Genomic DNA, 21,830 nt, shown 5'->3' with positions numbered 1-21,830 from the left:
AAGCCAGCAATTTTAACTGCTGGTCCGCGCCCGGCGGTGCGGGGCGGCCAGGCTGCGGCCGCCCCCCGGTATCATTTTCCGGCGCTAGAGGTCGGCGCCTGCGGCAAACCGGGTTGCCAGCGCAAATCCGGTCCAGTCCGACAGGGCCAGATCGGCGGCCTCGTCGCGGGCCTTGATCCAGTCGGGTTCGGCCCCGAAGCGCGCGTCAAGCCGGGCCATCAGCGCGCGCGCCGCGCCATCTCCGGCGGCTGCGGCCGAGCTGGCCAGCCGCCAAGCCATCGCATAGCTGCGCGGTGCGCCCTTGCCCTGTTCATGGGCCAGCGCCGCATCCCGCAGCGCCGGAACCGAGGCAAATGCCGTGTCCACCAGCGGCGAATCCGCAGGAAGCTGCGCAGCGAGCAGCTCTGATGTCGTCATCCGGGCCTCGATCCGGTCCAGCGCGGCCTGGGCGCCGGTCGCGGCCAGTGCGGCCGCCTGCTGTGCATGGGCGTAAGCGGCGGCGGGGTCGGTCGGGGCGATCAGCTCGGCCAGCGCCAGCGCCACCTCGGGATCCTCGGCCAGCGGTTTCAGCAGTTTGATGGCGCGCGGGGTGTTTTGCGGCACGCCGCGCCCCTCGGCCAGCGCCAGACCCATGGCACGGTCGTCCTTGGCCGTCCCGGGATCGGCGATCAGTGTCACGGGCGGGGTCGGCAGCGCGTTCGAGAGGCTCAGCGGGAAAAGCGTCAGCACATCCTCGGGCGAGGTCCAGCCGGTAGTGTCGAAATCGATCGGCGCGCCGGGACGGATTTCGGCGGTGATGCGGCCGGGCCGGGCAATGAAGCCTTCAAGCACGGTGGCCAGCGCGCGCTGGACCTCGTTCAGCTTGCTGTCCGGGGGGGCGGTGACCAGCGCTTGCAGGGATTGCGGGCTGGTCGTGTCGGGCGGCAAAAGCGGCTTGACGCGCCCCCAGACCCCCAGATCCTCGACCGAGACATGACCGGCGCGTAGCGTGCCGCGCAGGCCGAATGTCGGCTCGGAGCTGGCAGGCGGCGGGGCAAAGGGGTCGCTTTCGGGCTCCACCAGATTGCCGTCCTGATCGAAGGTCAGCGGCGGGCGGTCATATGTGTCATCGCCTTGATCTTGTGCCAGTTTCTCAAGCAGATCCGGCGAGAAGAGCGAGACATAGTCGAAATCCACGCTGCCCTCGATGCGGGCGATGCCGGGGCTGATCGCCTCGATATCGGCATTCAGCGCGCCGCTGCCCGAGCTTTGCGCGACATTGATCGAAACCGCGTCGAAGGGGATGGTATTGCCGCCGGTGATCATGCCGATCATCGCGGCATTGGGGCCAAAGCAATTGGTGGCAATCGTCAGATCGGCCAGATCGAAATGCATCTGGGCATTTTCCGCGCCCCAGAGGCTGATGCCCGAGGCATGCAGCCGGCCAAGCGAGATGTGGCAGTTCTCATGCTTGCCGACACCGGTGATCTGCAGGTCGCGCATGGTCAGCCCGCCGCGCAGCCCGTCCACCTCAAGCGCGCCATAGCGGATATCGGCGATCATGCGGGCATAGGACACCGCACCGCGCATCAGCCCGCCTGCGATACTGGCCGGAGAGAAAAGGCTGCTCAGGGCCGGCGTGGTATCGGCCAGCGCGGTGCCCGCCATCAGGATAGAAAGAACCGAGCCGGCGGCAAGGCGTCGGGAAAAGGGAAACATCACCTACCTCATCTTGCAAATTCCGGCGGAGGGTGACGGGCAGGGCGGGTATTTGCAAGCAGGTCGGACGCGGCACGTGATCGCGCGGGCCCGGTCATCTGCCACGAGCGGCGGCGGCGGTGCCGCGAAGCCAAAGGCGGCCCCGGCGTTGCGGGACCTGTCCGGCTGTGCCTAATCTGGGGCCGACCCCAAGCCGAGGATGCCATGGCCGCCGATCAATATATCTCGTTGCCGCAGCTTGAGGATTTCTGCCACGCGGCCTTTGCGGCCATCGGTGCGGATGTCGCGACCACTGAGGCCGCGACGCGGGCCATGCTGCACGGGACGCGCTTTGGCGTCGACAGTCATGGCGTGCGCCTGCTGCCGCATTACCTGAAAGCACTTGAGGGCGGGCGGCTGAACCGCAACCCGGAACTGAAGCGCGTCGGCGGCTTTGGCGCGGTCGAGGTCTGGGATGCCGATCACGCGCAGGGCGCCTTGGGCAGCTATCACGGCATGGCGCGGGCGATCGAGCTGGCGCGGCAATTCGGCCTTGGCGCGGCGGCGATCCGCAACAGCTCGCATTTCGGGCCGGCCGGGGCCTATGCGCTGGCGGCGGCGCAGACGGGTTTCATCGGCATCGCCTTTTGCAATTCGGACAGTTTCGTGCGGCTGCATGACGGTGCCATGCGCTTTCACGGCACCAACCCGATTTCGGTCGCGGTTCCGGTTCAGGGCGACAACCCGTGGTTTCTGGACATGGCGACCAGCGCCATCCCCTATAACCGCGTCCAGCTTTACCGCAGCCTTGGGGTCGAACTGCCGCAGGGCACCGCCTCGGACGTGCAGGGCCTCGATACCCGCGATGCCGAGGCGGCCGACATGCTGGCGCCTCTGGGCGGCGAGTTCGGGTTCAAGGGCGCGGCGCTTGCGGGCGTGGCCGAGATCTTCAGCGCCGTGCTGACCGGGATGAAGCTCAGCTTTGACATCCTGCCGATGGGCGGGCCGGATTTCTCGACGCCGCGCGGCATGGGGGCCTTCATGCTGGCGCTGAACCCGGATGCGTTTCTGGACCGCGCCGCATTCGATGCCGGAATGCGGCGCTATGTCGGGAGGCTGCGCGCCTCGCCCGCGCGGGCGGATTGCCGGGTGATGGCGCCGGGCGACCGCGAATGGGACGTGGCGCGAGGGCGCGATCACAGTGGCGTGATTCTGGATCCGACCACGGCCGCGGCCTTTGACGAGATCGCCGCACGGCTGGGAATCGCCCCTGTATCCTGAGGGTGCATTAATAAAAATTCATTTACATCATGTGATTGGGATTTATTCCTAGATTTTTCCGAATGGCGGAAGAATTTTCTTGACCGCTTGCGCTAACGCCCGCAGTCTCGAAATTGGTCAAACCAGTTTGACCGCGCGCCGCAGGGAGGCGGCGCAGATCGGGGGAAAACGTGTTCACCGAGGGCAGGCCGCGCCGGCAATACCGGCAGGTGGCCGACCAGATTTTGCTGCTTGCGGCGGCGCGCGGGCTGGGCTCTGGCCAGCGCCTGCCGTCCGAGCGCGATCTGGCCGAGATGCTCAGCGTCTCGCGGCCATCGCTGCGCGAGGCGCTGATCGCGCTGGAGGTCGAGGGGCAGGTCGAGATCCGCATGGGCTCGGGCATCTATCTGGCCTCGGGGGCGGAACGCGGCATGCTGCGCGCCGATGCCGAGGGGCCGCTGGAACTGCTCGAGGCGCGCTGCATCATCGAAAGCGCCATCGCCGAAGAGGTGGCGAGCCATGTGACGCCCGCGCTGCTGGCGCGGATCGACGACAACCTGCGCCAGATGCGGGCGGCCATGGACGACACGCCGCTGGCCATCCGCATCGACGGCACGTTTCATGAAATCGTCGCCTCGGGCCTGGGCAATCAGGTGCTGGTGGGGCTGACGGCGCAGATGTTTCAAAAGCGGCTCACGCCGTTTTTCGCCCGCTTTTCGAGCTATTTCGAGGGGCCGCATACCTGGGGCGACGCGCTGGCCGAACATGGCCGGATCCGCGATGCGCTGGCCGCCCGCGACCCCGCCGCCGCGCGCGAGGCGATGCGCCATCACCTGACGCAATCGCAGCGCCGTTTCACCGAAAGCGTCCTTGTCGAGCGGGCCGAGGGGGCCGCCCTGCAGGGCATCTGAAGGATAACAAGGGAGGAGAGGAAACATGAAACTCAAACTGACCGGCCTGACCCTGGCCGCCGCCATGGTCATGGCCAGCGCCATCGCCGCGCAGGCACAGACGGCGCTGAAATGGGCGCATGTCTATGAAACATCCGAGCCGTTCCACACGGAATCGGTCTGGGCGGCCGAGGAAATCGGCAAGCGCACCGAGGGCCGCTACAAGATCGACGTCTTTCCGGCCTCGCAGCTGGGCAAGGAGGCCGACATCAACCAGGGCCTGAAACTGGGCACGGTCGATATCATCATCTCGGGCTCCAGCTTTGCCGCGCGCGACTACAAACCGATCGGCGTGACCTATTTCCCCTATATCTTCCGCGATTCCGCGCATCTGCTGGCCTATGCCAAAAGCGATGTCTTCAAGCGGCTGGCGCAGGGCTATGAGGACGCGACCGGCAACCATATCGCCGCCGTGACCTATTACGGCACCCGTCAAACCACCTCGAACAAGGAAATCAAGGCCTGTGCCGACATGCAGGGCTTGAAGATCCGCGTGCCGGACGTGCCCGCCTATCTGGCCATGCCGCGCGCCTGCGGCGCCAACACCACGCCCATCGCCTTTGCCGAGGTCTATCTGGCGCTGCAGAACGGCACCGTCGAGGCGCAGGAAAACCCGCTGACCACCATCGAGGCGAAAAAGTTCTACGAGGTGCAGAAGAATATCGCCCTGACCGGCCATATCGTCGACCACCTGAATACGCTGGTCTCGAAGCAGCTTTGGACCAGCCTCTCGGACGCGGACAAGCAGATCTTCTCGGAAGTGATGCTTGAGGCCGCCGCCCGTGCCACCGCCATCGTTACCGAACGCGAGGCGGCGCTGGTCGAGAAGTTCCGCGCCGACGGCATCGGCGTCAACGAGGTGGACAAGGCCGATTTCGAGAAGAACGTGAATGAAAAGGTCGCCCCCGAGGACTTTGGCTACGTCAAGGAAGACCTCGAGGCCATTCGCGCCCTTCAGTAAGACCAAGACCCCGGTGGCGGCCGATGCGTCCGCATGGCCGCCCCGGGCACAGCGAGATCCGACCCAACGCGCGGAGGTCCGGCATGAATGAGCAACATCACCCCCCGATCAGCATCGACGAGATGGCCCATGCCTTCGAGGACGAAGGTGGTCCCGTCGATCTGTCGCACCATACCATCGAGGACTGGCTGACGCTGGCGGTGTTCTGGGCCATGGCGGTCTGCGTCTTTTTGCAGTTCTTCACCCGCTATGCGCTGAACAACAGCCTCGCCTGGACCGAAGAGATCGCCGCGAACTGTCTGGTGATCGTGGTCTTTCTGGGCTCGGCTATGTGCGTGCGCATGGGCCGCCACATCGCCGTGGACCTGATCTACAATTTCCTGCCGCGCCGTCTGGGTCGCGGGCTTGAGGTCGCGGTCGATGTCATCTGCATCGGCTTTTACGGCTATATGGCATGGCTGATGTGGCGCTATATCGACATTGTCGGCAGCGAGCGCATGGTCACCGTCGATCTGCCGCGCGGCTTTGTCTTCTATACCGTCTTTGCAGCCTTCGCGCTGATGCTGCTGCGCTCGGTTCAGAATTTCATCAAGGACCTGACCGGCGCAAGGACGGTCCGCGAAGAGGCGGCCGAATCCGGCCCGCCGGGGGTATGACGCCATGCTGCTGCTGATCGGATCCTTTCTGCTGCTGATGATCATCGGGGTGCCGGTGGCGGTCGCCATGGCCGTGGCCTCGCTGGCCTATATCGGCATCTATAATGTCGCCCCCGACATCATCGCCGCGCAGCGCATGATCGCGGGCGTCGAAAGCTTTCCGCTGATCGCGGTGCCGTTCTTCATCCTTGCGGGCAATCTGATGAACATCGCCGGCGTCACCGGCCGCATCTATCACTTTGCCCTGTCGCTGGTCGGCTGGATGAAGGGCGGTCTGGCGCAGGTCAATATCATCGGCTCGGTGGTGTTTTCGGGCATGTCGGGCACGGCCCTGGCCGATGCGGCCGGGATCGGCACCATCGAGATCAAGGCGATGAAGGATCACGGCTATCCGGTCGAGGCCGCGGTGGGCGTGACCGCCGCCTCGGCGACGCTGGGGCCGATCTTTCCGCCCTCGCTGCCCTTTGTCATCTACGGGATGATGGCCAATGCCTCGATCGGGGCGCTGTTCATGGCGGGCATCCTGCCGGGGATCGTGATGACCTCGCTGATGATGCTGACGGTCTATATCTTTGCCCGCCGCTTTGGCTGGGGCTCGGACACGCCCTTCGACATTCGCCAACTCATGGGCGCCGGGCTTGAGATCGTGGTGGTCATGTGCTTTCCGCTGGCGGTCTGGCTGCTGGTCATGGCCGGGCTTTCGATCAATATCGCGGTGCTGATCGCGCTGGTGGTGCTGGTGGCGCTGGACTGGTATTTCGACTGGCACGCGGTGATGGCGCTGATGGCGCCGGTGCTGCTGATCGGCGGCATGACCATGGGCTGGTTCACGCCCACCGAGGCCGCCGTCGCCGCCGTCATCTGGACGCTGTTTCTGGGCCTCGTGCGCTATCGCACCATGACATGGCGGACGCTGGCCAAGGCCTCCTTCGACACCATCGAGACCACGGCCTCGGTCCTGTTCATCGTCACTGCCGCCTCGATCTTTGCGTGGCTTTTGACGGTCTCTCAGGCGGCGCAGCTGTTCTCGGACGCGATGTTCGGGCTGACCGACAACTGGTGGACCTTCCTGATCATCGTGAACGTGATCCTGCTGGTGGTGGGGGCGTTTCTGGACACCATCGCCGCGATCTCGATTCTGGTGCCGATCCTGATGCCGGTGGCGGCGCGCTATGGCATCGACCCGGTGCATCTGGGCGTGATCCTGACGCTGAACCTGATGATCGGCCTGCTGACGCCGCCGGTGGGGATGGTGCTGTTCGTCCTGTCCCGCATCGCCAAGATGTCGGTTGAAAAGACGGCGCTGGCGATCCTGCCATGGATGATCCCGCTGTTCGTCGCGCTGCTGCTGATTACCTTCATCCCCGCGCTCACGCTATGGCTGCCGACGCAGCTTGGCCTGATCCGCTAGCCCCATCTCCGCGCGGCCCGTCCGCGCGGCCTGACACGAATACAAGGATTGCCCCATGCGCACCCGCGTCGCCCGGCTTTACGGCGCCCATGACCTGAGGGTCGAAGAGCAAGAGGTCGGCCCGCCCGGCAAGGGCGAGGTGCTGCTGCGCATGGCGGCGGGTGGCATCTGCGGCTCGGACCTGCATTACTATCAGGATGGCGGCTTTGGTCCGGTCCGGGTGCGCGAGCCGATCATCTGCGGGCACGAGGCCGCCGGGCATGTGATCGCGGCGGGCGAGGGGGTCGATATCGCCCCTGGCACGCTGGTCGCGGTGAACCCCTCGCAGCCCTGCGGGGCCTGCGAATACTGCCTGCGTGACATGCTGGTGCATTGTCTGGACATGCATTTCATCGGCTCGGCCATGCGGATGCCGCATGAACAAGGGATGTTTCGCGACCTGTTCGTGGTGCCCGCCATTCAGGCCCATCCCCTGCCCGAAGGCGTGACCGAGGCCGAGGCCGCCTGCGCCGAGCCCCTGGCCGTCTGCCTGCATGCGGTGGCGCAGGCGCGCGATCTGCTGGGCGATCTGACTGGGCTCAGGGTGCTGATCAGCGGCGCCGGGCCGATCGGGCTGCTGGTGCTGGCCGCCGCCCGCCATGCCGGCGCACGGGACATCATCGTCACCGACCTGACCGATGCGGCGCTCGCTCGCGCGCGCGTCATGGGCGCAGGCCAGACCATCAACGTCGCCACGGATCCCGAGGCATTGGCGCCGCTGCAAAGGGACAAGGGCCAGATCGACCTGATCTTTGACTGCTCGGCCGCCGGCCCCGCCCTGCGCGCAGCCTTTGCCGCCATCCGCCCGCGCGGCACCATCATTCAGGTCGGCGTCACCGGCGATATCGCCATTCCCCTGAACGCGCTGGTCGGCAAGGAAATCACCTGGCGCGGCAGCCAGCGCTTTCACGCCGAGTTTGCCGAGGCCGTGGACCTGATCGGCAGCCGCCAGATCGACCTGCGCCCGATCATCAGCCACCGTCTGCCGCTGGAGCGCGCGCGCGAGGCTTTTGATCTGGCCTCGGACCGCAGCTTGGCCTGCAAGGTGCAACTGACCTTCGCCACGGAGGACGCGTCATGAAAGCCCTGATCTGCGAGGAACCCGGCCGGCTGGCGCTGATCTCGCGCCCCGAACCCGTGCCCGGCCCGGACGAGGTATTGGTGCGCATCCGCCATGTCGGCATCTGCGGCACCGATTTCCACATCTTTGGCGGCAAGCACCCCTATCTGGAATATCCCCGCGTCATGGGCCACGAGCTGTCCGGCACCGTCGAGACCGCGCCCGAGGGCAGTGGCCTGAACCCCGGCGATCCGGTCTATATCGTGCCTTACCTGTCCTGCGGGACCTGTCAGGCCTGCCGGATCGGGCTGACCAATGCCTGCGTCAATATCCGGGTGCTGGGCGTTCATTGCGACGGCGGCATGGCCGAGCTGATCGCGGTCCCGGTCCAGAACGTGGTGCCGACGGGGGATATCCCGCTGCCGGATGCGGCGATGATCGAGTTTCTGGCCATCGGTGCCCATGGCGTGAAGCGCGGCGCCATTACCGCCCGCGACCGGGTGCTGGTCACCGGGACCGGCCCCATCGGCATGTCGGCGATCATCTTCGCCAAGGCGCGCGGTGCCCATGTGACGGTGATGGACATGCGCCCCGACCGGCTGGCCTTTGCGCGCGAGGGGCTGGGCGCGGATGCCGCACTGACCGCCGACGCCGGGGCCGAGGCGCAGGCCGCGCGGCTGACCGGCGGCGACTGGTTCGACGTGGTGATCGACGCCACCGGCGCCGCGCCGCCCATCGAGCGCGGTTTCGGTTTCCTTGCCCATGGCGCGCGCTATGTGCTGCTGTCGGTGGTGCGGCAGGACATCACCTTCTCGGACCCGGAATTCCACAAGCGTGAGGCGACGCTGATCGCCAGCCGCAACGCCCAGCCCGACGATTTCGCCGAGGTGGTGGCGCAGATGCGCGCCGGCCGGGTGCCGACACGGGCGCTGAACACCCATCGCGGCAGCCTGTCGGACGGGGTGGCGCTGTTCCAGGACTGGTCCCGCCCCGAGGCCGGCGTCATCAAGGCCATTCTGGACCTGTGATCAAGGTGCTGATGAGTTCCGGTTGCCGGCCCCTTGGCGGGCACTGTTTCGACCGGGAAACATGCTGCTGAATGGGACGTTTACCCCCTCATGTCCGGGCCTTTTTCAGCAGCTGGCGGCACATCCATGCTCACGACCGGCAGGGATCATGGCGGTTGGCTTGGCGCCCCGTGCGTCTGGGTCAGGAATCTGACGGAAAGCCAGATATCTGATGACCGACAACCTGCCAGTGCAATGTCGATCTCGTGATGCAAGCCGAAGATATCGTTCAGATACCGTCTGGCTCTTACGCCCCACGCACGAAGGCCGCGCAGCGATCCCCCAGCATCATCGCCGGAGCGTTCGTGTTGCCGGCATTGATGTCGGGCACGGCGGACATGTCGGCGACGCGCAGCCCCTCGATCCCGCGCACGCGCATCCGCGCATCCAGCACCGCCATCGGATCGCCATCCGCCCCCATCCGCGCGGTCGAGGCCGGATGATAGTTGGTCTTGACGAAACGGCGGCAGTGATCGGCCAGTGCCGCGTCATCCAGCCGGGCCGGATCGGGAATGGCAAGGCGCTTGATGCGGCTGGCCAGCGGCCCGGTCTGAAAGGCGCGGACGAAAAACCGCTGGCCGGCGACCATGGCCGCCATGTCGTCGGGATGCAGCAGCAGGTTCGGGCTGACCAGCGGCTTGTCGGCCGGATTGGCCGAGCGCAGCCGCACCTCGCCGCGCGACCTGGGCTTGACCACCACCGTGGTCACGGTCAGGCCATAGGTATTCTCGACCAGGCTCAGCGTGTCACGGTCCAGATAGACGATGGGCACGCAAAAGGCCTGGATCGTCGGCTCGGCACCCGGGTCATCGGGATTGACGAAGGCGCCTGCCTCGACCCCCGCCGACAGGATCGGACCGGATCCGAACAGCTTGAACTGCAAGCCGTTGCGGATCATCCGCCAGCCGACCCCCTGCTTGAAATAGCCATAGGGGCCGTTGGCGTTGGCGATGATCGGCACCTCGGGATGGTCGATCAGGTTCTGGCCCACGCCTGGCAGGTCGGCCGCGACCGCAATCCCGTGCTCGCGCAGGTGATCGGCGGGGCCGATCCCTGACAGCATCAGCAGCTTGGGCGTGATCAGCGCGCCGGCGGTCACGATCACCTCGCCGCGGGCATGGCTTTGGTGCAGGGTGCCGGCCTTGTCGCGCCACTGGACGCCGACGGCACGGCCGTTTTCGATCAGGATACGCTCGGCCCGGGCCTCAAGGCGCAGGGTCAGGCGCGGGTCGCCCTCAAGCGGGGACAGAAAAGCGTAGGCGGCGGATGAGCGCCGGCCATGCCGGTTCATGAACTGGTAAAACCCCACGCCGCGCTGCGAGACGCCGTTGAAGTCGGGGTTGAAGGGCTCGCCCAGAGCCTGCACCGACTGCACGAACCAGCGCGACATCTGGTCGATATGCCCGGGATCCGAGACCTTCATCTGGCCGCCGCTGCCGTGATAGTCGTTCAGCAGGCGGTTGTTGTCCTCCATGCCGCGAAAATGCGGCAAGACCGCCTTCCAGGACCAGTCCGCGCCGTCATTGTTGCCGCGCAGTGCCGCGTCCCAGGCATCGTAGTCCGAGGGGCGGCCGCGCATATAGACCTGCGCATTGACCGAGGATCCGCCGCCCAGCACGTTCCCCTGGGGAATGTCATGCGCGCGGCCATTCAAATGCGGCTGCGGCACGGTCGTGTGGTATTCCATGAATTTCGAGCCGTTGATCATCTTGAAGATGCCCGGCGGCATGTCCAGCAGCGGGTGACGGTTGGAATGCCCCCCCTCCAGCAGCAGGACGCGGCAGCCGCCCTGCGCCACAAGCTGGCCCGCCGCCACGCAGCCGGCCGAGCCGCCACCGACGACGATATGGTCGAATTCCTCGCGCGCCATGGGGTCGTCCTTTCCTTCGATATGCGGATGGGCTGCCGCTATGCGCGCGGCGTCAGATGTCGTCGAACGTGCCCCGCACATATTCCCACGCGGCATTCAGATGCGCGTTCAGCGCCGCCTCGGCGCCATCGGGGTCGCGGTCACGGATCGCCCGATAGATGTCGGAATGGCGCAGGAAATTCACCCGGTTGCGCTCGGGCGAGCGTTCCATCTTGACCCAATGCGGCTCAAGCCAGCTGGTGAATGCCTTGTGGATCGACGGAAAGACCGGGTTTTTCGGGATGTCGTAAAGCACGGCGTGAAAGGCCACGTCGGTGCGGTAAAAACGCTGGCTGTCCGGGATCGCCGCCTCATTGGCGTCAAGCGCCTGTTTCAGGGCCTCGATATCCTCTTTGCGGGCGTGTTTGGCGGCATGGCGTACCAGCGCCGCCTCAAGAAAGATGCGGATGTCATAAAGGCTTTTGACGCCGTCCGACTGCGCCAGCAGAAAGCCGACGACACCGCTGGCAGCGGCCAGCGCCGCATCATAGCCGGGACGGCGCACCACGGGACGAAAGCGCGGCCGGCTTTCGACAAGACCGCGGCTGGCCAGCGTCGCCACCGCCTCGCGCACCACGGTGCGGCTGACGCCAAAGGTCTCGATCAGGTCGCGCTCGGGCGGCAGGGGGGCGCCGTCGGGCAGATCGCCTGCTGCGATCCGGGTCTCGATGGCCTTGACCACAGCATCTGCGGCGCGGCTGCCGACGGGTCTTGCTGGGGCTGTCTGAAGGGTCATGCGCAGCTCGGATCAAGAGTTTGGTCGGATCATAATGACGCATCAAGATTGTGCAACGGATATGTTTTGGCTGGGCCAAAATAGGCGGGTATTGCGTAGGTCAGCGTCAAACAACGTAATTCTGTTTGAATGCACAGTGAAATCCGATGGGTGAAAATAGAATCATCTTGACCGATTTGCGAATTCCGCCCTTAATCATTGCTTGTTTTGTCATACCAAAATAGGGCTGTCCGTGCTGTACGAACTCACCCAGCTTGTGACCGAGGGGCGGCCCGTCGCCGCGCGGATGCTGATCGGCGGACGTTGGGGCAGTCCCGCCGCCGCAGGGCACGAGATCGAAAACCCCGCCGATGAAACCATCATCGCCACCACCCCCGCCGAGGCGCTGCAGGCCGCGCGGCGGGCCCAGCCCGGCTGGGCGGCGCTGCCGGCGGTCGAACGCGGCCGGGCGGTCCACGCGCTGGCCGATGCGGTGCGCGACCATGCCGACCTGCTGGCCAGGGTCGTGGTTCTGGAACAGGGAAAGCCCTTGGTTCAGGCCCGGGGCGAGGTCGGCGCGACCGAGACATTCCTGCGCTATGCCGCCGAACAGGCGCGCCGGATCGAGGGTGAAATCCTGCCCGCCGACGCCCCTGACGAGGAAATCCAGATCCGCCGCCTGCCGCATGGCGTGGTGGTCGGGCTGACCGCCTGGAACTATCCGCTGGCCTTGGCCGCGCGCAAGCTGGGACCGGCGCTGGTGGCAGGCAACGCCTTTATCCTCAAGGCGCATGAATTCACCCCGCTTTCGGGTCTGGCGCTGGCGGCGCTGGCCGAAAAGGCAGGCCTGCCGCCGGGGCTTTTCAATGTCGTGACCGGCGACGGGCGCACGCTGGGTCGGGCGCTGGTCGAGGGCGCGGATATGGTGACCATGACCGGCTCGACCCGCGCGGGGCGCGAGATCTATGCCGCCGGGGCCGATCAGATCAAGATCCTGCGGCTGGAACTGGGCGGCAAGGCGCCCTTCATCGTGATGGAGGATGCCGATATCGACCGCGCGGTCGAGGCGGCGGTGATCGCGCGTTTCACCAATTGCGGCCAGATCTGCACCTGCAACGAACGCATGTATCTGCATCGCGCCATCGCCGATGAATTTCTAGACAAGTTCACCGCCCGCGCCGCCGCGCTGACCATCGGCATGCCGCTGACCGATCCTGATATTGGTCCCAAGGTCAGCCGCGCCGAGGTCGAGAAGGTCGAGGCGATGACAGCAGCCTCGATCGCGTCGGGGGCCGAGGTGCTGCTGCGCGGCGGCCCGCTGCGCGAGGGGGCCTTTGCCAAGGGCCACTGGATAGCGCCGACCGTGCTGCGCGCCTTTGACAATGACCTGCCGGTGATGCGCGACGAGGTCTTTGGCCCGGTGGTGGCCGCGCTGGCGGTCGATGATTTCGATCAGGCGCTGAGCCTCGCCAATGCCAGCGCCTATGGTCTGTCGGCCTATGTCTGGACGCGCGACCAGCGCCGGCTGATGGCCGCCGCCGCGCGGCTGAATTTCGGCGAGATCTACTGCAACCGCGCCAATGGCGAATTGGTGCAGGGCTTCCATTCCGGCTGGGGCCAATCGGGCCTGGGCGGAGAGGACGGGAAACACGGCTTCGACGGCTATCTGCGCAAGAAGACGATGTATCTCAACTGGTCGTGACGGACCAACACAGCATGCGGCCGGAGGAGGCCGCACCCATGGGAGGGGAAACAATGAAAAGACGGATTCTGATGGGCGCCGCCGCGCTGTCGCTGATCCTGCCGGCCGGCATGGCGCTGGCGCAGGACCTGCCGCCGCTGGAAGCCAAGGACAGCTACAAGGTCGGCTTTGCCCAGACCGAAAGCAACAATCCCTGGCGCATCGCGCAGACCAAAAGCTTTCAGGACACCGCCGCGACCTGCGGCTGGGAGCTGGTGCTGACCGATGCCGGCGGCTCGGCTGCCAAGCAGGTGGCCGATGTGGACAGCATGATCGCCCAGGGCATCGACGTGCTGTTCCTGCCCCCGCGCGAGGAAAGCCCGCTGATCCCCGCCGTGATGCGCGCCAAGGGCGCCGGCATCCCGACATTCCTGGTCGACCGCTCGGTCGATCCGAACGTGGCACAGGCCGGGCGCGATTATGTGTCCTTCCTCGGCTCCGACTTCATTGATCAGGGCGGCCGTGCGGCCGGTTGGCTGACCGAGAACTTCAAGGGAGACAAGGGCGTCATCATCGAGCTGGAGGGCACCACCGGCTCGTCGCCCGCCAATGACCGCAAGAAAGGCTTTGACGATGCCATTGCCGGCGACAGCCGCTTTTCCATCGTCGCCAGCCGCTCGGGCGATTTCGCCCGCGACGAGGGCCGCAAGGTGATGGAGACGCTGCTGCAGGCCCATCCCGACGTGAACGTGGTCTATGCCCATAACGACGAGATGGCGATCGGCGCCATTCAGGCGCTTGAGGCCGCCGGCCGCAAACCCGGCGAGGATGTGACCATCGTCTCGGTCGATGGCACCCGCGACGCGTTGCAGGCGATCATCGACGGCAAGATGGGGGTAACGGTCGAAAGCTCGCCCTTCTTCGGGCCGCTGGCCTGCGACACGATGAAGAAATACGCGGCCGGCGAAACCATCACCCCCTGGGTCAAGGTCGAGGACCGCATCTTCACCAAGGAAAACGCGGCCGAGCATATTGGCGAGGCCTATTGATCACCCGCCCATCATCATCGGGGCCGCGTTCCGGCGCGGCCCCGCCCTGACCACCAGACCCTTCATGGCGGTGACATGACCGAACCTCTTTTGCAGATGACCGGGATCACCAAGGCCTTTGGCGGCGTTCCCGCGCTGTCGGATGCGGCGCTGACGATCCACGCGGGCGAGGTGCATTCGCTGGTCGGCCAGAACGGCGCCGGCAAGTCGACGCTGATCAAGATCCTGACCGGCGTCTATCGCCGCGATGCCGGCACCGTGCGCTGGCAGGGGCGCGAGATCGACCTGAAATCCCCGCGCGAGGCGCAAGAGGCCGGCATCGCCACCATCTATCAGGAACTGACGCTGGTGCCGCAGCGCACCGTCATCGAGAATATCGTTCTGGGATATGAGCCCAAGACCCGCTTCGGCATGATCGACTGGCGCGTGGCCGAGGCGCGGACCCGCGACGTTCTGTCCCGCTTTGGCATCGATCTGGACCCGCATCGCGCGCTTGGCAGCTATCCGACCGCGATCCAGCAACTGGTCGCCATCGGGCGTGCGGCCTCGATGGATGCACGGCTCTTGATCATGGACGAGCCGACATCCTCGCTGGACGAACGCGAGGTCGAGGTGCTGTTCGGCGTCATCCGCCAGCTGAAATCGCAGGGCACGGCGGTCATCTATGTCAGCCATTTTCTGGACGAGCTGTTCGAGATCTGCGACGGCGTCACCATCCTGCGTGACGGGCGCACGGTTGGGGCGGCGCGCATCGCGGATCTGACCAAGCTCGACCTGATCGCCGCCATGCTGGGCCGCAGCGCCGAGGATATCCGCCGCGCCGGCATGACCGAACTGGCCGCCAGCACCACCCCCGCAGGCGGCAGCCCGGTGATCGAGGCCGAGGGGCTGGCCACCGACCGCCGCCTGCGCCGGCTGGACCTGAGCGTGCGCGCGGGCCAGATCGTGGGTCTTGCGGGCCTTTTGGAATCGGGCCGGACCGAGGCGGCGCGGGCGCTGTTTGGCATGGATGCGCTGACCGCGGGCCAGATCCTGCTGGACGGCCAGCCCGCCGCCATCGCCTCGCCCCGCGCGGCCATCGCAGCGGGGATCGGCTTTCTCAGCGAGGATCGCAAGACCGAAGGCATCATTCCCGACCTGTCGGTGCGCGAGAACCTGACCTTGGCCCTGCTGCCGCGCCTGTCGCGCATGGGAGTGATCGACGAGGCACGCGAGCGGTCCATCGTCGAGCATTTCATCCGCGCGCTTGGCATCAAGACCGCGCATATGGACCAGCCGATCCGCGAATTGTCGGGTGGCAACCAGCAAAAGGTGCTGCTGGGCCGCTGGCTGGCGATTGAGCCGCGCTTCCTGATCCTCGATGAGCCGACGCGGGGCGTCGATGTCGGCGCGAAGCGCGAAATTCAGGCGATCATCCGCGAAAGGGTCGAGCAGGGCTGCGCCGTCCTGCTGATCTCGTCCGAATTCGAGGAACTGATCGAGGGCGCCCATGACATCGTGGTCATGCAGGAAGGCCGCAGCGTGACGCGCCTGTCCAATCCCGGCGTGACCGAGGATCAGTTGATCCATGCCATGGCGGCGGGGGGTGCGGCATGAGCCTGCGACCGGACCGGCAATTGTCGGGGCTGCTGGTCGCGCTGGCGGCCTTGACCCTGCTGAACGTGATCATCACCCCGAATTTCCTGAACATGCAGACGCTGGCGGTGAATGTCAGTCAGGTCGCAACCATCGCCATCGTGGCGCTTGGCATGACGCTGGTCATCGCCTCGGGCGGGATCGACCTGTCGGTTGGCTCGACCATGGCCGTCGCGGGGGCCCTGGCGCCCATCGTGTTTCTGTCAGACTGGGCGCTGGCCAATCCGGGGCTGGGGCTGACGGCCTCGATCCTGCTGCCGCTGATCGTCGCGGGGTTGTGCGGGCTGTTCAACGGGGTGCTGATCAGCATGTTCGGCGTGCAGCCGATCATCGCCACGCTGATCCTGTTCATCTCGGGCCGCGGCATTGCGCAGGTGTTGACCAATGGCAATCTGCAGACCTTTACCAACCCGTCCTTTACCTGGCTGGGCACCGGACGCGTGTTTGGCCTGCCGGTGCAGGGCTGGATCGCACTGGTCTTGACGCTGATATTGGGCTGGGTCGTCCGGCGCACCATCTATGGCCGCTACCTGCTGTCGGCGGGCGGGAACGAACGCGCGGCGGTCATGGCCGGCGTGCCGGTGGCGCGGGTCAAGATCGCGACCTATGTCATCGCCGCCGTGCTGGCGGGTCTTGCCGGGCTGATCGTGGTGGCGATCAACTCGGCCTCGGATGCCGCGCGCATCGGCCAGTTGATGGAGCTTGACGCCATCGCCGCCGCCGTGGTCGGCGGGGCCGCACTGGCCGGTGGGCGGGCGCCGATCCTGGGGACGCTGCTGGGCGCCGTCTTCATCCAGTTGATGGGCTATACGCTGATCGCCAACGGCATCTCGGACGAGATGACGCTGATCGTGACGGCGGCGATCATCGCCGTGGCCGTCTGGTTGCAGCGCGGGCGGAGGGCGTGATGAAAAGGCTTTTCGGTCAGGGCCATGTCGCTGTCTGGGTCGCGCTTCTGGCGCTGATCGTCTTTGGCGCACTGCGCTATGACAACTTTGTCTCGGCCTATAACCTGTCGTCCTTTCTGGGCTATAATTCTATGTTCGTGCTGATCTCGGTCGGCATGTGTCTGGTGATCATGACCGGCGGCATCGACCTGTCGGTGGGCACGGTCGCGGCACTGGCCAGCGTGGTGGCGGCGCAACTATCGCCGCATGGATTGGCCGTCGCGCTGCCTGCGGGCGTCGCGGCCGGGCTGGCGGCGGGGGCGCTGAATGCGGGCATGATCGCCGGGCTGCGCCTGCCGCCCTTCATGGCGACGCTGGCCACCATGCTGGCCGCCAAGGGCGCGGCCTTGCGGCTGTCGGAAAACCGGGCCGTGCCGGTGGATTGGGCCAGCGACTTTACCAAGCTGGGCATGAACAAGATCGCCAATATCCTGCCCTGGACCATGCTGATCGCGCTGATCGTGGTTGTCGCCGCCTGGCTGATCGTTCAGCGCAGCTCGCTGGGACGCACCGTCCTGGCCATCGGCGGAAATGCCGAAGCCGCGCATCTGATGGGCCTGAAAACCCACCGGGCCGAGATCTTTGTCTATGTCTTTTCGGGCGGCTGCGCAGGGTTGGCCGGGGTCTATCTGGCCTCGGGCTATGGCGCGGGCCAGCCGCTTGAGGGGGCGGGCTGGGAACTGGCAGCCATCGCGGCGGTGGTCGTGGGGGGGACGCTTTTGACCGGCGGCATGGGCTCGGTTCCCGCGACCGTGGCGGGGGCGCTGCTCTTCGGGGTCGTCTTCAATTTGCTGAATTTTGAAAACGGGCGCGGCACCATCAGCCTGTCGGCGCATTGGCAGTCGGTCATCCGCGGGTTTTTCCTGCTTGTCGTCATCCTGTTGCAGGTCCGTCTGGCGCGACCTGCGGCCAAGAAATGAGGTAATCCATGCCCCGCATCACCGACCTGCAAGCCCGACTGTTCCGCGTGCCGCTGCCCGAGGTGATGTCGGATGCCAAGCATGGGGATCACACGCATTTCGAACTGGTCACCGTGACCATCACCACCGAGGACGGGCTAAGCGGCACCGGCTATACCTATACCGGCGGCTTTGGCGGTCGTGCCATCCTGGCAATGGTGAACCACGATCTGCGCCCGTTCCTGCTGGGCCAGGACGCGACCGGGATCGAGGCGCTGTACGATGCCATGCAATGGCGCGTACATTACGTCGCGCGGGGCGGCATCGCCTCATTCGCGATCTCGGCCATCGACATCGCGCTGTGGGATCTGCGCGGGCGGCGCGACGGCCAGCCCTTGTGGCGCATGGCCGGGGGCGCGTCGAACCGCAGCCGCGCCTATCGCGGGGCGATCGACCTGAACTTCTCGCTGGATCGGCTGCTGGCCAACATCCGGGACTTCATCGACGAGGGCTATCAGGCCGTGAAGATCAAGGTCGGCCAGCCCGACATGCGCGACGATTTCCGCCGCGCCGAGGCGGTGCGCGATCTGCTTGGCCCGGACCGCGCCTTCATGGTGGATGCGAATTACGGCTGGTCGGTCGATCAGGCCATCACGGCGGCGCGCGGCTTTGCGCCCCTGGACCTTTTGTGGTTCGAGGAGCCGACCATCCCCGACGACTATCAGGGCTATGCCCGCATTCACGATGCGACGGGCATGCCGCTGGCGATGGGTGAAAACCTGCATACGATCCATGAATTCGAATATGCCGTGGCGCAGTCGCACTGCGCCTATCTGCAACCCGATGCCTCGAATTGCGGCGGCATCACCGGCTGGCTGCGCGCGGCCCGGCTATGCGCCGCGCATGGTATCCCGGTCTGTTCGCACGGCATGCAAGAGCTGCATGTCAGTCTGGTCGGCGCCCAGCCCAATGCCGGTTGGGTCGAGGTGCATTCCTTTCCCATCGACCGCTATACGACCCGCCCGCTGGTGCTGGAGGGTCTGCATTGCGTCGCCCCCGAGACGCCCGGCACCGGGGTCGAATTCGACTGGCCGCGCCTGAGCGTCTTTGCCGTCCATTCCTGAAGGGATCCGGTCCGTGACATGCGCCCCGCAAGGCCATGCTGCTTGCGGGAATTCACGCCTGTTTCCACGTCGATCGGCAAAGAGACCGCCCTCGCGCGGCAGGCATCCGCTCCCGCGACGTGATACCGCGAGCCATGCTTGGCCGAGCAGGGGCATTTCGGGATCAGGTGCCTTGACCGCGCTACAGGCCCTGACCCAAAGCCTTCGCCTTCAGCCGGGACTTGGCCAGTTCGCCGTTTTTGTCGAGAACGGCATAGCCGATGGTCGCAAGCTTGCTGTTGATCGATTTCAGCGCAGCGACCAGTTCAAGATGCCCGTCGCTGGAGCCGAGGCTCAGAAGATTGCCGCTGCGGACGCGCAGAAGATGCTGGCGTTTGCTCTCGGCTTCCAGATTGGTCACATATTGCTTGTGCAGGACCAGATCGCGGGCGGCGGTCGTGTCATCGCTCCAGAAGACATGCCGGGCCAGAACGATGCCCCGGCGGACCTGATCGGCCAGCGTCGCGATCTCGCTCTTGCCGGCATCGGTGAATACGAAATCGCCCCGCTCGGCCTCGCGCCGGATCGCGGCGTATTTGCCGCTCAGAAGATCGCCCGAAGCCTCGATGCGAATGGCGAAATCCATGATCTGGCGGATATCGTGGCTGTCCTCGTCCGCGATCTCGGGCAATTGGGCAAAGGCTTCCCGCAATCGTGACAGGGCACGGTTCAGCCGCGTCTCGAGCGCATCGATCTCGGCCAGATTGGCGGCATCACCGGTGGCCAGCTCGAACATCTGGATCAGCAGTTCCAGCATGCGGTTCACCTGCCCCTTGAGCGCGGCGGCGAGAAAGCGTGGGTCCTGTTCGTTCCCGGGCAGTAGCACGCGCTCTTCCTCGGCATCCGCTGCGGCCACGGGAAACAGCCGCAGGATGGCGGGCAGCGCCGGTGTCAGCAGCAGCAAAAGGAAATTGAACCCGAGATGCGCGACCAGCATGACGCGATGGACGGGCTGCGCCGAAAGCAGGTCGGCATTCCAATAGGGCAGCGACAGGGCCGCGAGGCAGAGAACGGCCAGCGCGATGCGCAGCGCGGCGACCGATTTCGCCACCGTCGCCGCCTCGGACTGATCCGAGCGCAGCAGCCAGACCGGCAGCAGCGCGCTGCCGATATTGCAGCCGATGATGAAGCCCAGTCCGCCGATCAGGCCCAGATCGCCGTGGCTGGCAAAGGCCAGCGCGGTCAGGATCGCAGCGAGGCTGGAATGCATGGCAAGCGCCAGCACCACGCCCAGAAGCGCGGCCGTCACCGGATCCTCGTTCAGATAGGCCAGCACCGCCCCGGCGCCCGAGAATTGCTGCAACGGGATCACCGCCTGACGGATCAGCGAGAGCGACAGGAAGACCAACCCAAGACCAAGGACGACGCGGCCGAAATTGCGCCGGTCCGGCTCACTGGAATTGAGATAGAGCCAGCCCCCGACGAGGATCGCCAGCGGCCCGATCGCGCCCACGGGCAGGGTCAGGAACTGGACGACCAGCGCCGAGCCGAAATCCGCGCCCACCGCCAGCAGCGCCGCCGACAGCAGCGGAATGGTGCGGCTGCCGGCAAGACCCGCCGCCATCAGCATGACGACGGTCGCGCCCTGCATCAGAAAGCCAAGCCCGGCGCCCTTGGCCATCAGCGACAGGGCCGTGGTCTCGCCGCTCAGGCTCTTGCGGATGCGGGCGTTCCACAGCCGCTCGATGCCGATGCGCATGAAGCGGACGGCAAACAGCAGCAGCGTGGCGCCGCTCATCAGATGGGCAAGAAAGCTGAGAACGTCCAAGCGGATCCTCGTTCAGTCTGGGGCGCTGCGCTGCGGGCCGATCAGGCTGCTTGTGGCATCAGAAACTTGTCGCGCAGCGCGTCCCACAACCGGGGGCTTCTGGCGCAAAGCAACGGGCCGTCGCGCCTTGCCACCAAATAAGGCGCACCATCCGATAGCATGGCGCCATAGCCTCCGGCCTCGGAATAAAGCAGAACGCCCGCCGCGTGATCCCAGGGCCTCACCTGGTCGGCGAACATGAAATCGACGGCGCCTTCGGCCAGAAGCCAATAGTCATGGCAGGAACAGCCAAGCGCGCCGATCCGCTCGTAATCCGCGACAAGGCTGGCCCACCGCGCGCGGCCGGCCCGGCGCGGCAGCGCAGTGGGAATGAGGCCGGCCGAGGTCGTCACCTCGGCGTCGATGAGCAGTCTCTGGCGATAGCCGGCCGCATCCCGGCGATGGGTTCCCGCCCCCAGTCGCGCCTCGATCCAGCTATCGGTCACCGGATCATGGTGAAGCCCAAAGATCGTTTTACCGTCCTCGACGACGGCCAGGTTGACCCCGAAAAGCGGCAGGCCACGGGCATAGTTCCAGGTGCCGTCGATCGGGTCGATGATGATCGCAAGCTCGGCGTCGGCAAGGCGCGCGGCCAGATCGGGATCGTCGCTGACCGCCTCTTCTCCGACGATCAGTGCGGTCGGGAACAGCGCGCCTGCGGCATCGGCGATGCGCCGTTCGGCGGCGCGGTCGGCAATGGTGACAAGATCGTTCTGGCTGGTCTTGGTCGTCAGGCCGGACGCGTCGAGACTGCGAAAATGCGGCAAAATCTCGTGCCGCGCTGTCTCGCGGACGATCTGGACAAGCTGCCCGGCGATGTCGGTGGTGATGCGGCTGGGCGTCACGGCGTGTTGATTGCCACTGAGATTTGACCCGGCAACAGCGGAAATTGTCATTGAGAATTGACCCATGTGCAACCTTGCCCCGGCTTGAACCAGCTGGGG

At 65.9% G+C, this 21,830-nt stretch carries 18 protein-coding genes; 13 read left to right on the top strand and 5 right to left on the bottom strand.

The genetic code is table 11. The features are described 5' to 3' along the window. Nucleotides 1-84: 84 nt before the first annotated feature. A complete protein-coding gene (locus tag DFP89_RS16415) occupies nucleotides 85-1,698 on the bottom strand; it encodes a hypothetical protein (protein WP_114350470.1) in 1,614 nt (537 codons plus the stop codon). Nucleotides 1,699-1,902: 204 nt separating this feature from the next. Between DFP89_RS16415 and DFP89_RS16410 the strand changes: the two genes are divergently transcribed. The 7 genes from DFP89_RS16410 to DFP89_RS16380 all read left to right on the top strand — a co-directional run bounded on the left by DFP89_RS16410 (nucleotide 1,903) and on the right by DFP89_RS16380 (nucleotide 9,042). Continuing rightward, nucleotides 1,903-2,958 carry an Ldh family oxidoreductase gene (locus DFP89_RS16410; RefSeq protein WP_114350469.1) on the top strand — a complete coding sequence of 352 codons (1,056 nt, stop codon included), beginning with the start codon at nucleotides 1,903-1,905 and terminating at the stop codon, nucleotides 2,956-2,958. Between the two features lie 170 nt (nucleotides 2,959-3,128). Next, nucleotides 3,129-3,848: a FadR/GntR family transcriptional regulator gene (locus tag DFP89_RS16405; protein WP_114350468.1), complete on the top strand. Its 720-nt coding sequence runs from the start codon at nucleotides 3,129-3,131 to the stop codon at nucleotides 3,846-3,848. Nucleotides 3,849-3,873: 25 nt separating this feature from the next. Then, nucleotides 3,874-4,848, top strand: coding sequence for a sialic acid TRAP transporter substrate-binding protein SiaP (locus DFP89_RS16400; RefSeq protein ID WP_114350467.1), 975 nt, complete (start codon nucleotides 3,874-3,876; stop codon nucleotides 4,846-4,848). Between the two features lie 83 nt (nucleotides 4,849-4,931). Next, a complete protein-coding gene (locus DFP89_RS16395; protein WP_114350466.1) occupies nucleotides 4,932-5,504 on the top strand; it encodes a TRAP transporter small permease in 573 nt (190 codons plus the stop codon). A 4-nt stretch (nucleotides 5,505-5,508) separates the two neighbouring features. After that, a complete protein-coding gene (locus DFP89_RS16390) occupies nucleotides 5,509-6,915 on the top strand; it encodes a TRAP transporter large permease (RefSeq protein WP_114350465.1) in 1,407 nt (468 codons plus the stop codon). A 55-nt stretch (nucleotides 6,916-6,970) separates the two neighbouring features. After that, on the top strand, nucleotides 6,971-8,035 hold the full coding sequence (locus DFP89_RS16385) for an L-idonate 5-dehydrogenase (RefSeq protein WP_114350464.1): 1,065 nt from the start codon (nucleotides 6,971-6,973) through the stop codon (nucleotides 8,033-8,035). Further along, entirely contained in the window at nucleotides 8,032-9,042 is a 1,011-nt protein-coding gene (locus DFP89_RS16380) for a zinc-binding alcohol dehydrogenase family protein (RefSeq protein WP_114350463.1), read from the top strand. The genes DFP89_RS16385 and DFP89_RS16380 overlap by 4 nt, the downstream gene beginning before the upstream one ends. A 286-nt stretch (nucleotides 9,043-9,328) precedes the next feature. Here DFP89_RS16380 and DFP89_RS16375 read toward each other — a convergent pair whose 3' ends face one another. Beyond that, nucleotides 9,329-10,951 (bottom strand): GMC family oxidoreductase, encoded by a 1,623-nt coding sequence (locus tag DFP89_RS16375; protein ID WP_114350462.1) that lies wholly within the window; start codon nucleotides 10,949-10,951, stop codon nucleotides 9,329-9,331. 52 nt (nucleotides 10,952-11,003) lie between these two features. Then, nucleotides 11,004-11,726, bottom strand: a complete 723-nt coding sequence (locus tag DFP89_RS16370; RefSeq protein WP_114350461.1) for an FCD domain-containing protein — start codon at nucleotides 11,724-11,726, stop codon at nucleotides 11,004-11,006. A 232-nt stretch (nucleotides 11,727-11,958) separates the two neighbouring features. Between DFP89_RS16370 and DFP89_RS16365 the strand changes: the two genes are divergently transcribed. The 6 genes from DFP89_RS16365 to DFP89_RS16340 all read left to right on the top strand — a co-directional run bounded on the left by DFP89_RS16365 (nucleotide 11,959) and on the right by DFP89_RS16340 (nucleotide 19,040). Beyond that, complete coding sequence (locus DFP89_RS16365; protein ID WP_220269857.1) at nucleotides 11,959-13,407, top strand: aldehyde dehydrogenase family protein; 1,449 nt, start codon at nucleotides 11,959-11,961, stop codon at nucleotides 13,405-13,407. Nucleotides 13,408-13,460: 53 nt separating this feature from the next. Then, a complete protein-coding gene (locus tag DFP89_RS16360; RefSeq protein WP_114350460.1) occupies nucleotides 13,461-14,435 on the top strand; it encodes an ABC transporter substrate-binding protein in 975 nt (324 codons plus the stop codon). Between the two features lie 75 nt (nucleotides 14,436-14,510). Further along, the gene (locus DFP89_RS16355; RefSeq protein WP_245948822.1) at nucleotides 14,511-16,031 is read left to right on the top strand and encodes a sugar ABC transporter ATP-binding protein; all 1,521 of its coding nucleotides are present in this window, start codon (nucleotides 14,511-14,513) and stop codon (nucleotides 16,029-16,031) included. After that, complete coding sequence (locus DFP89_RS16350) at nucleotides 16,028-16,978, top strand: ABC transporter permease (protein WP_114350459.1); 951 nt, start codon at nucleotides 16,028-16,030, stop codon at nucleotides 16,976-16,978. Before DFP89_RS16355 ends, DFP89_RS16350 begins: the two co-directional genes overlap by 4 nt. After that, on the top strand, nucleotides 16,978-17,937 hold the full coding sequence (locus tag DFP89_RS16345) for an ABC transporter permease (protein WP_114350458.1): 960 nt from the start codon (nucleotides 16,978-16,980) through the stop codon (nucleotides 17,935-17,937). Before DFP89_RS16350 ends, DFP89_RS16345 begins: the two co-directional genes overlap by 1 nt. An 8-nt stretch (nucleotides 17,938-17,945) precedes the next feature. Continuing rightward, a complete protein-coding gene (locus DFP89_RS16340) occupies nucleotides 17,946-19,040 on the top strand; it encodes a mandelate racemase/muconate lactonizing enzyme family protein (protein WP_114350457.1) in 1,095 nt (364 codons plus the stop codon). A gap of 181 nt (nucleotides 19,041-19,221) precedes the next feature. Here DFP89_RS16340 and DFP89_RS16335 read toward each other — a convergent pair whose 3' ends face one another. Continuing rightward, nucleotides 19,222-20,847: a Na/Pi cotransporter family protein gene (locus DFP89_RS16335; protein ID WP_114350456.1), complete on the bottom strand. Its 1,626-nt coding sequence runs from the start codon at nucleotides 20,845-20,847 to the stop codon at nucleotides 19,222-19,224. Between the two features lie 41 nt (nucleotides 20,848-20,888). Beyond that, entirely contained in the window at nucleotides 20,889-21,731 is an 843-nt protein-coding gene (locus DFP89_RS16330; RefSeq protein WP_181870368.1) for an inositol monophosphatase family protein, read from the bottom strand. Nucleotides 21,732-21,830 lie beyond the last annotated feature (99 nt).

The sequence above is a fragment of the Paracoccus lutimaris genome (assembly GCF_003337565.1).
Classification (GTDB): domain Bacteria; phylum Pseudomonadota; class Alphaproteobacteria; order Rhodobacterales; family Rhodobacteraceae; genus Paracoccus; species Paracoccus lutimaris.
Note: the sequence above shows the minus strand (reverse complement) of the source record. Positions and strands in the feature narration are given on the sequence as shown.

Bases quoted from the DNA above. Each gene is read 5' to 3' on its own strand.
- DFP89_RS16415 (WP_114350470.1), bottom strand. From the start codon at position 1,698: ATGTTTCCCTTTTCCCGACGCCTTGCCGCCGGCTCGGTTCTTTCTATC.
- DFP89_RS16410 (WP_114350469.1), top strand. From the start codon at position 1,903: ATGGCCGCCGATCAATATATCTCGTTGCCGCAGCTTGAGGATTTCTGC.
- DFP89_RS16400 (WP_114350467.1), top strand. From the start codon at position 3,874: ATGAAACTCAAACTGACCGGCCTGACCCTGGCCGCCGCCATGGTCATG.
- DFP89_RS16395 (WP_114350466.1), top strand. From the start codon at position 4,932: ATGAATGAGCAACATCACCCCCCGATCAGCATCGACGAGATGGCCCAT.
- DFP89_RS16390 (WP_114350465.1), top strand. From the start codon at position 5,509: ATGCTGCTGCTGATCGGATCCTTTCTGCTGCTGATGATCATCGGGGTG.
- DFP89_RS16385 (WP_114350464.1), top strand. From the start codon at position 6,971: ATGCGCACCCGCGTCGCCCGGCTTTACGGCGCCCATGACCTGAGGGTC.
- DFP89_RS16380 (WP_114350463.1), top strand. From the start codon at position 8,032: ATGAAAGCCCTGATCTGCGAGGAACCCGGCCGGCTGGCGCTGATCTCG.
- DFP89_RS16375 (WP_114350462.1), bottom strand. From the start codon at position 10,951: ATGGCGCGCGAGGAATTCGACCATATCGTCGTCGGTGGCGGCTCGGCC.
- DFP89_RS16370 (WP_114350461.1), bottom strand. From the start codon at position 11,726: ATGACCCTTCAGACAGCCCCAGCAAGACCCGTCGGCAGCCGCGCCGCA.
- DFP89_RS16360 (WP_114350460.1), top strand. From the start codon at position 13,461: ATGAAAAGACGGATTCTGATGGGCGCCGCCGCGCTGTCGCTGATCCTG.
- DFP89_RS16355 (WP_245948822.1), top strand. From the start codon at position 14,511: ATGACCGAACCTCTTTTGCAGATGACCGGGATCACCAAGGCCTTTGGC.
- DFP89_RS16350 (WP_114350459.1), top strand. From the start codon at position 16,028: ATGAGCCTGCGACCGGACCGGCAATTGTCGGGGCTGCTGGTCGCGCTG.
- DFP89_RS16345 (WP_114350458.1), top strand. From the start codon at position 16,978: ATGAAAAGGCTTTTCGGTCAGGGCCATGTCGCTGTCTGGGTCGCGCTT.
- DFP89_RS16340 (WP_114350457.1), top strand. From the start codon at position 17,946: ATGCCCCGCATCACCGACCTGCAAGCCCGACTGTTCCGCGTGCCGCTG.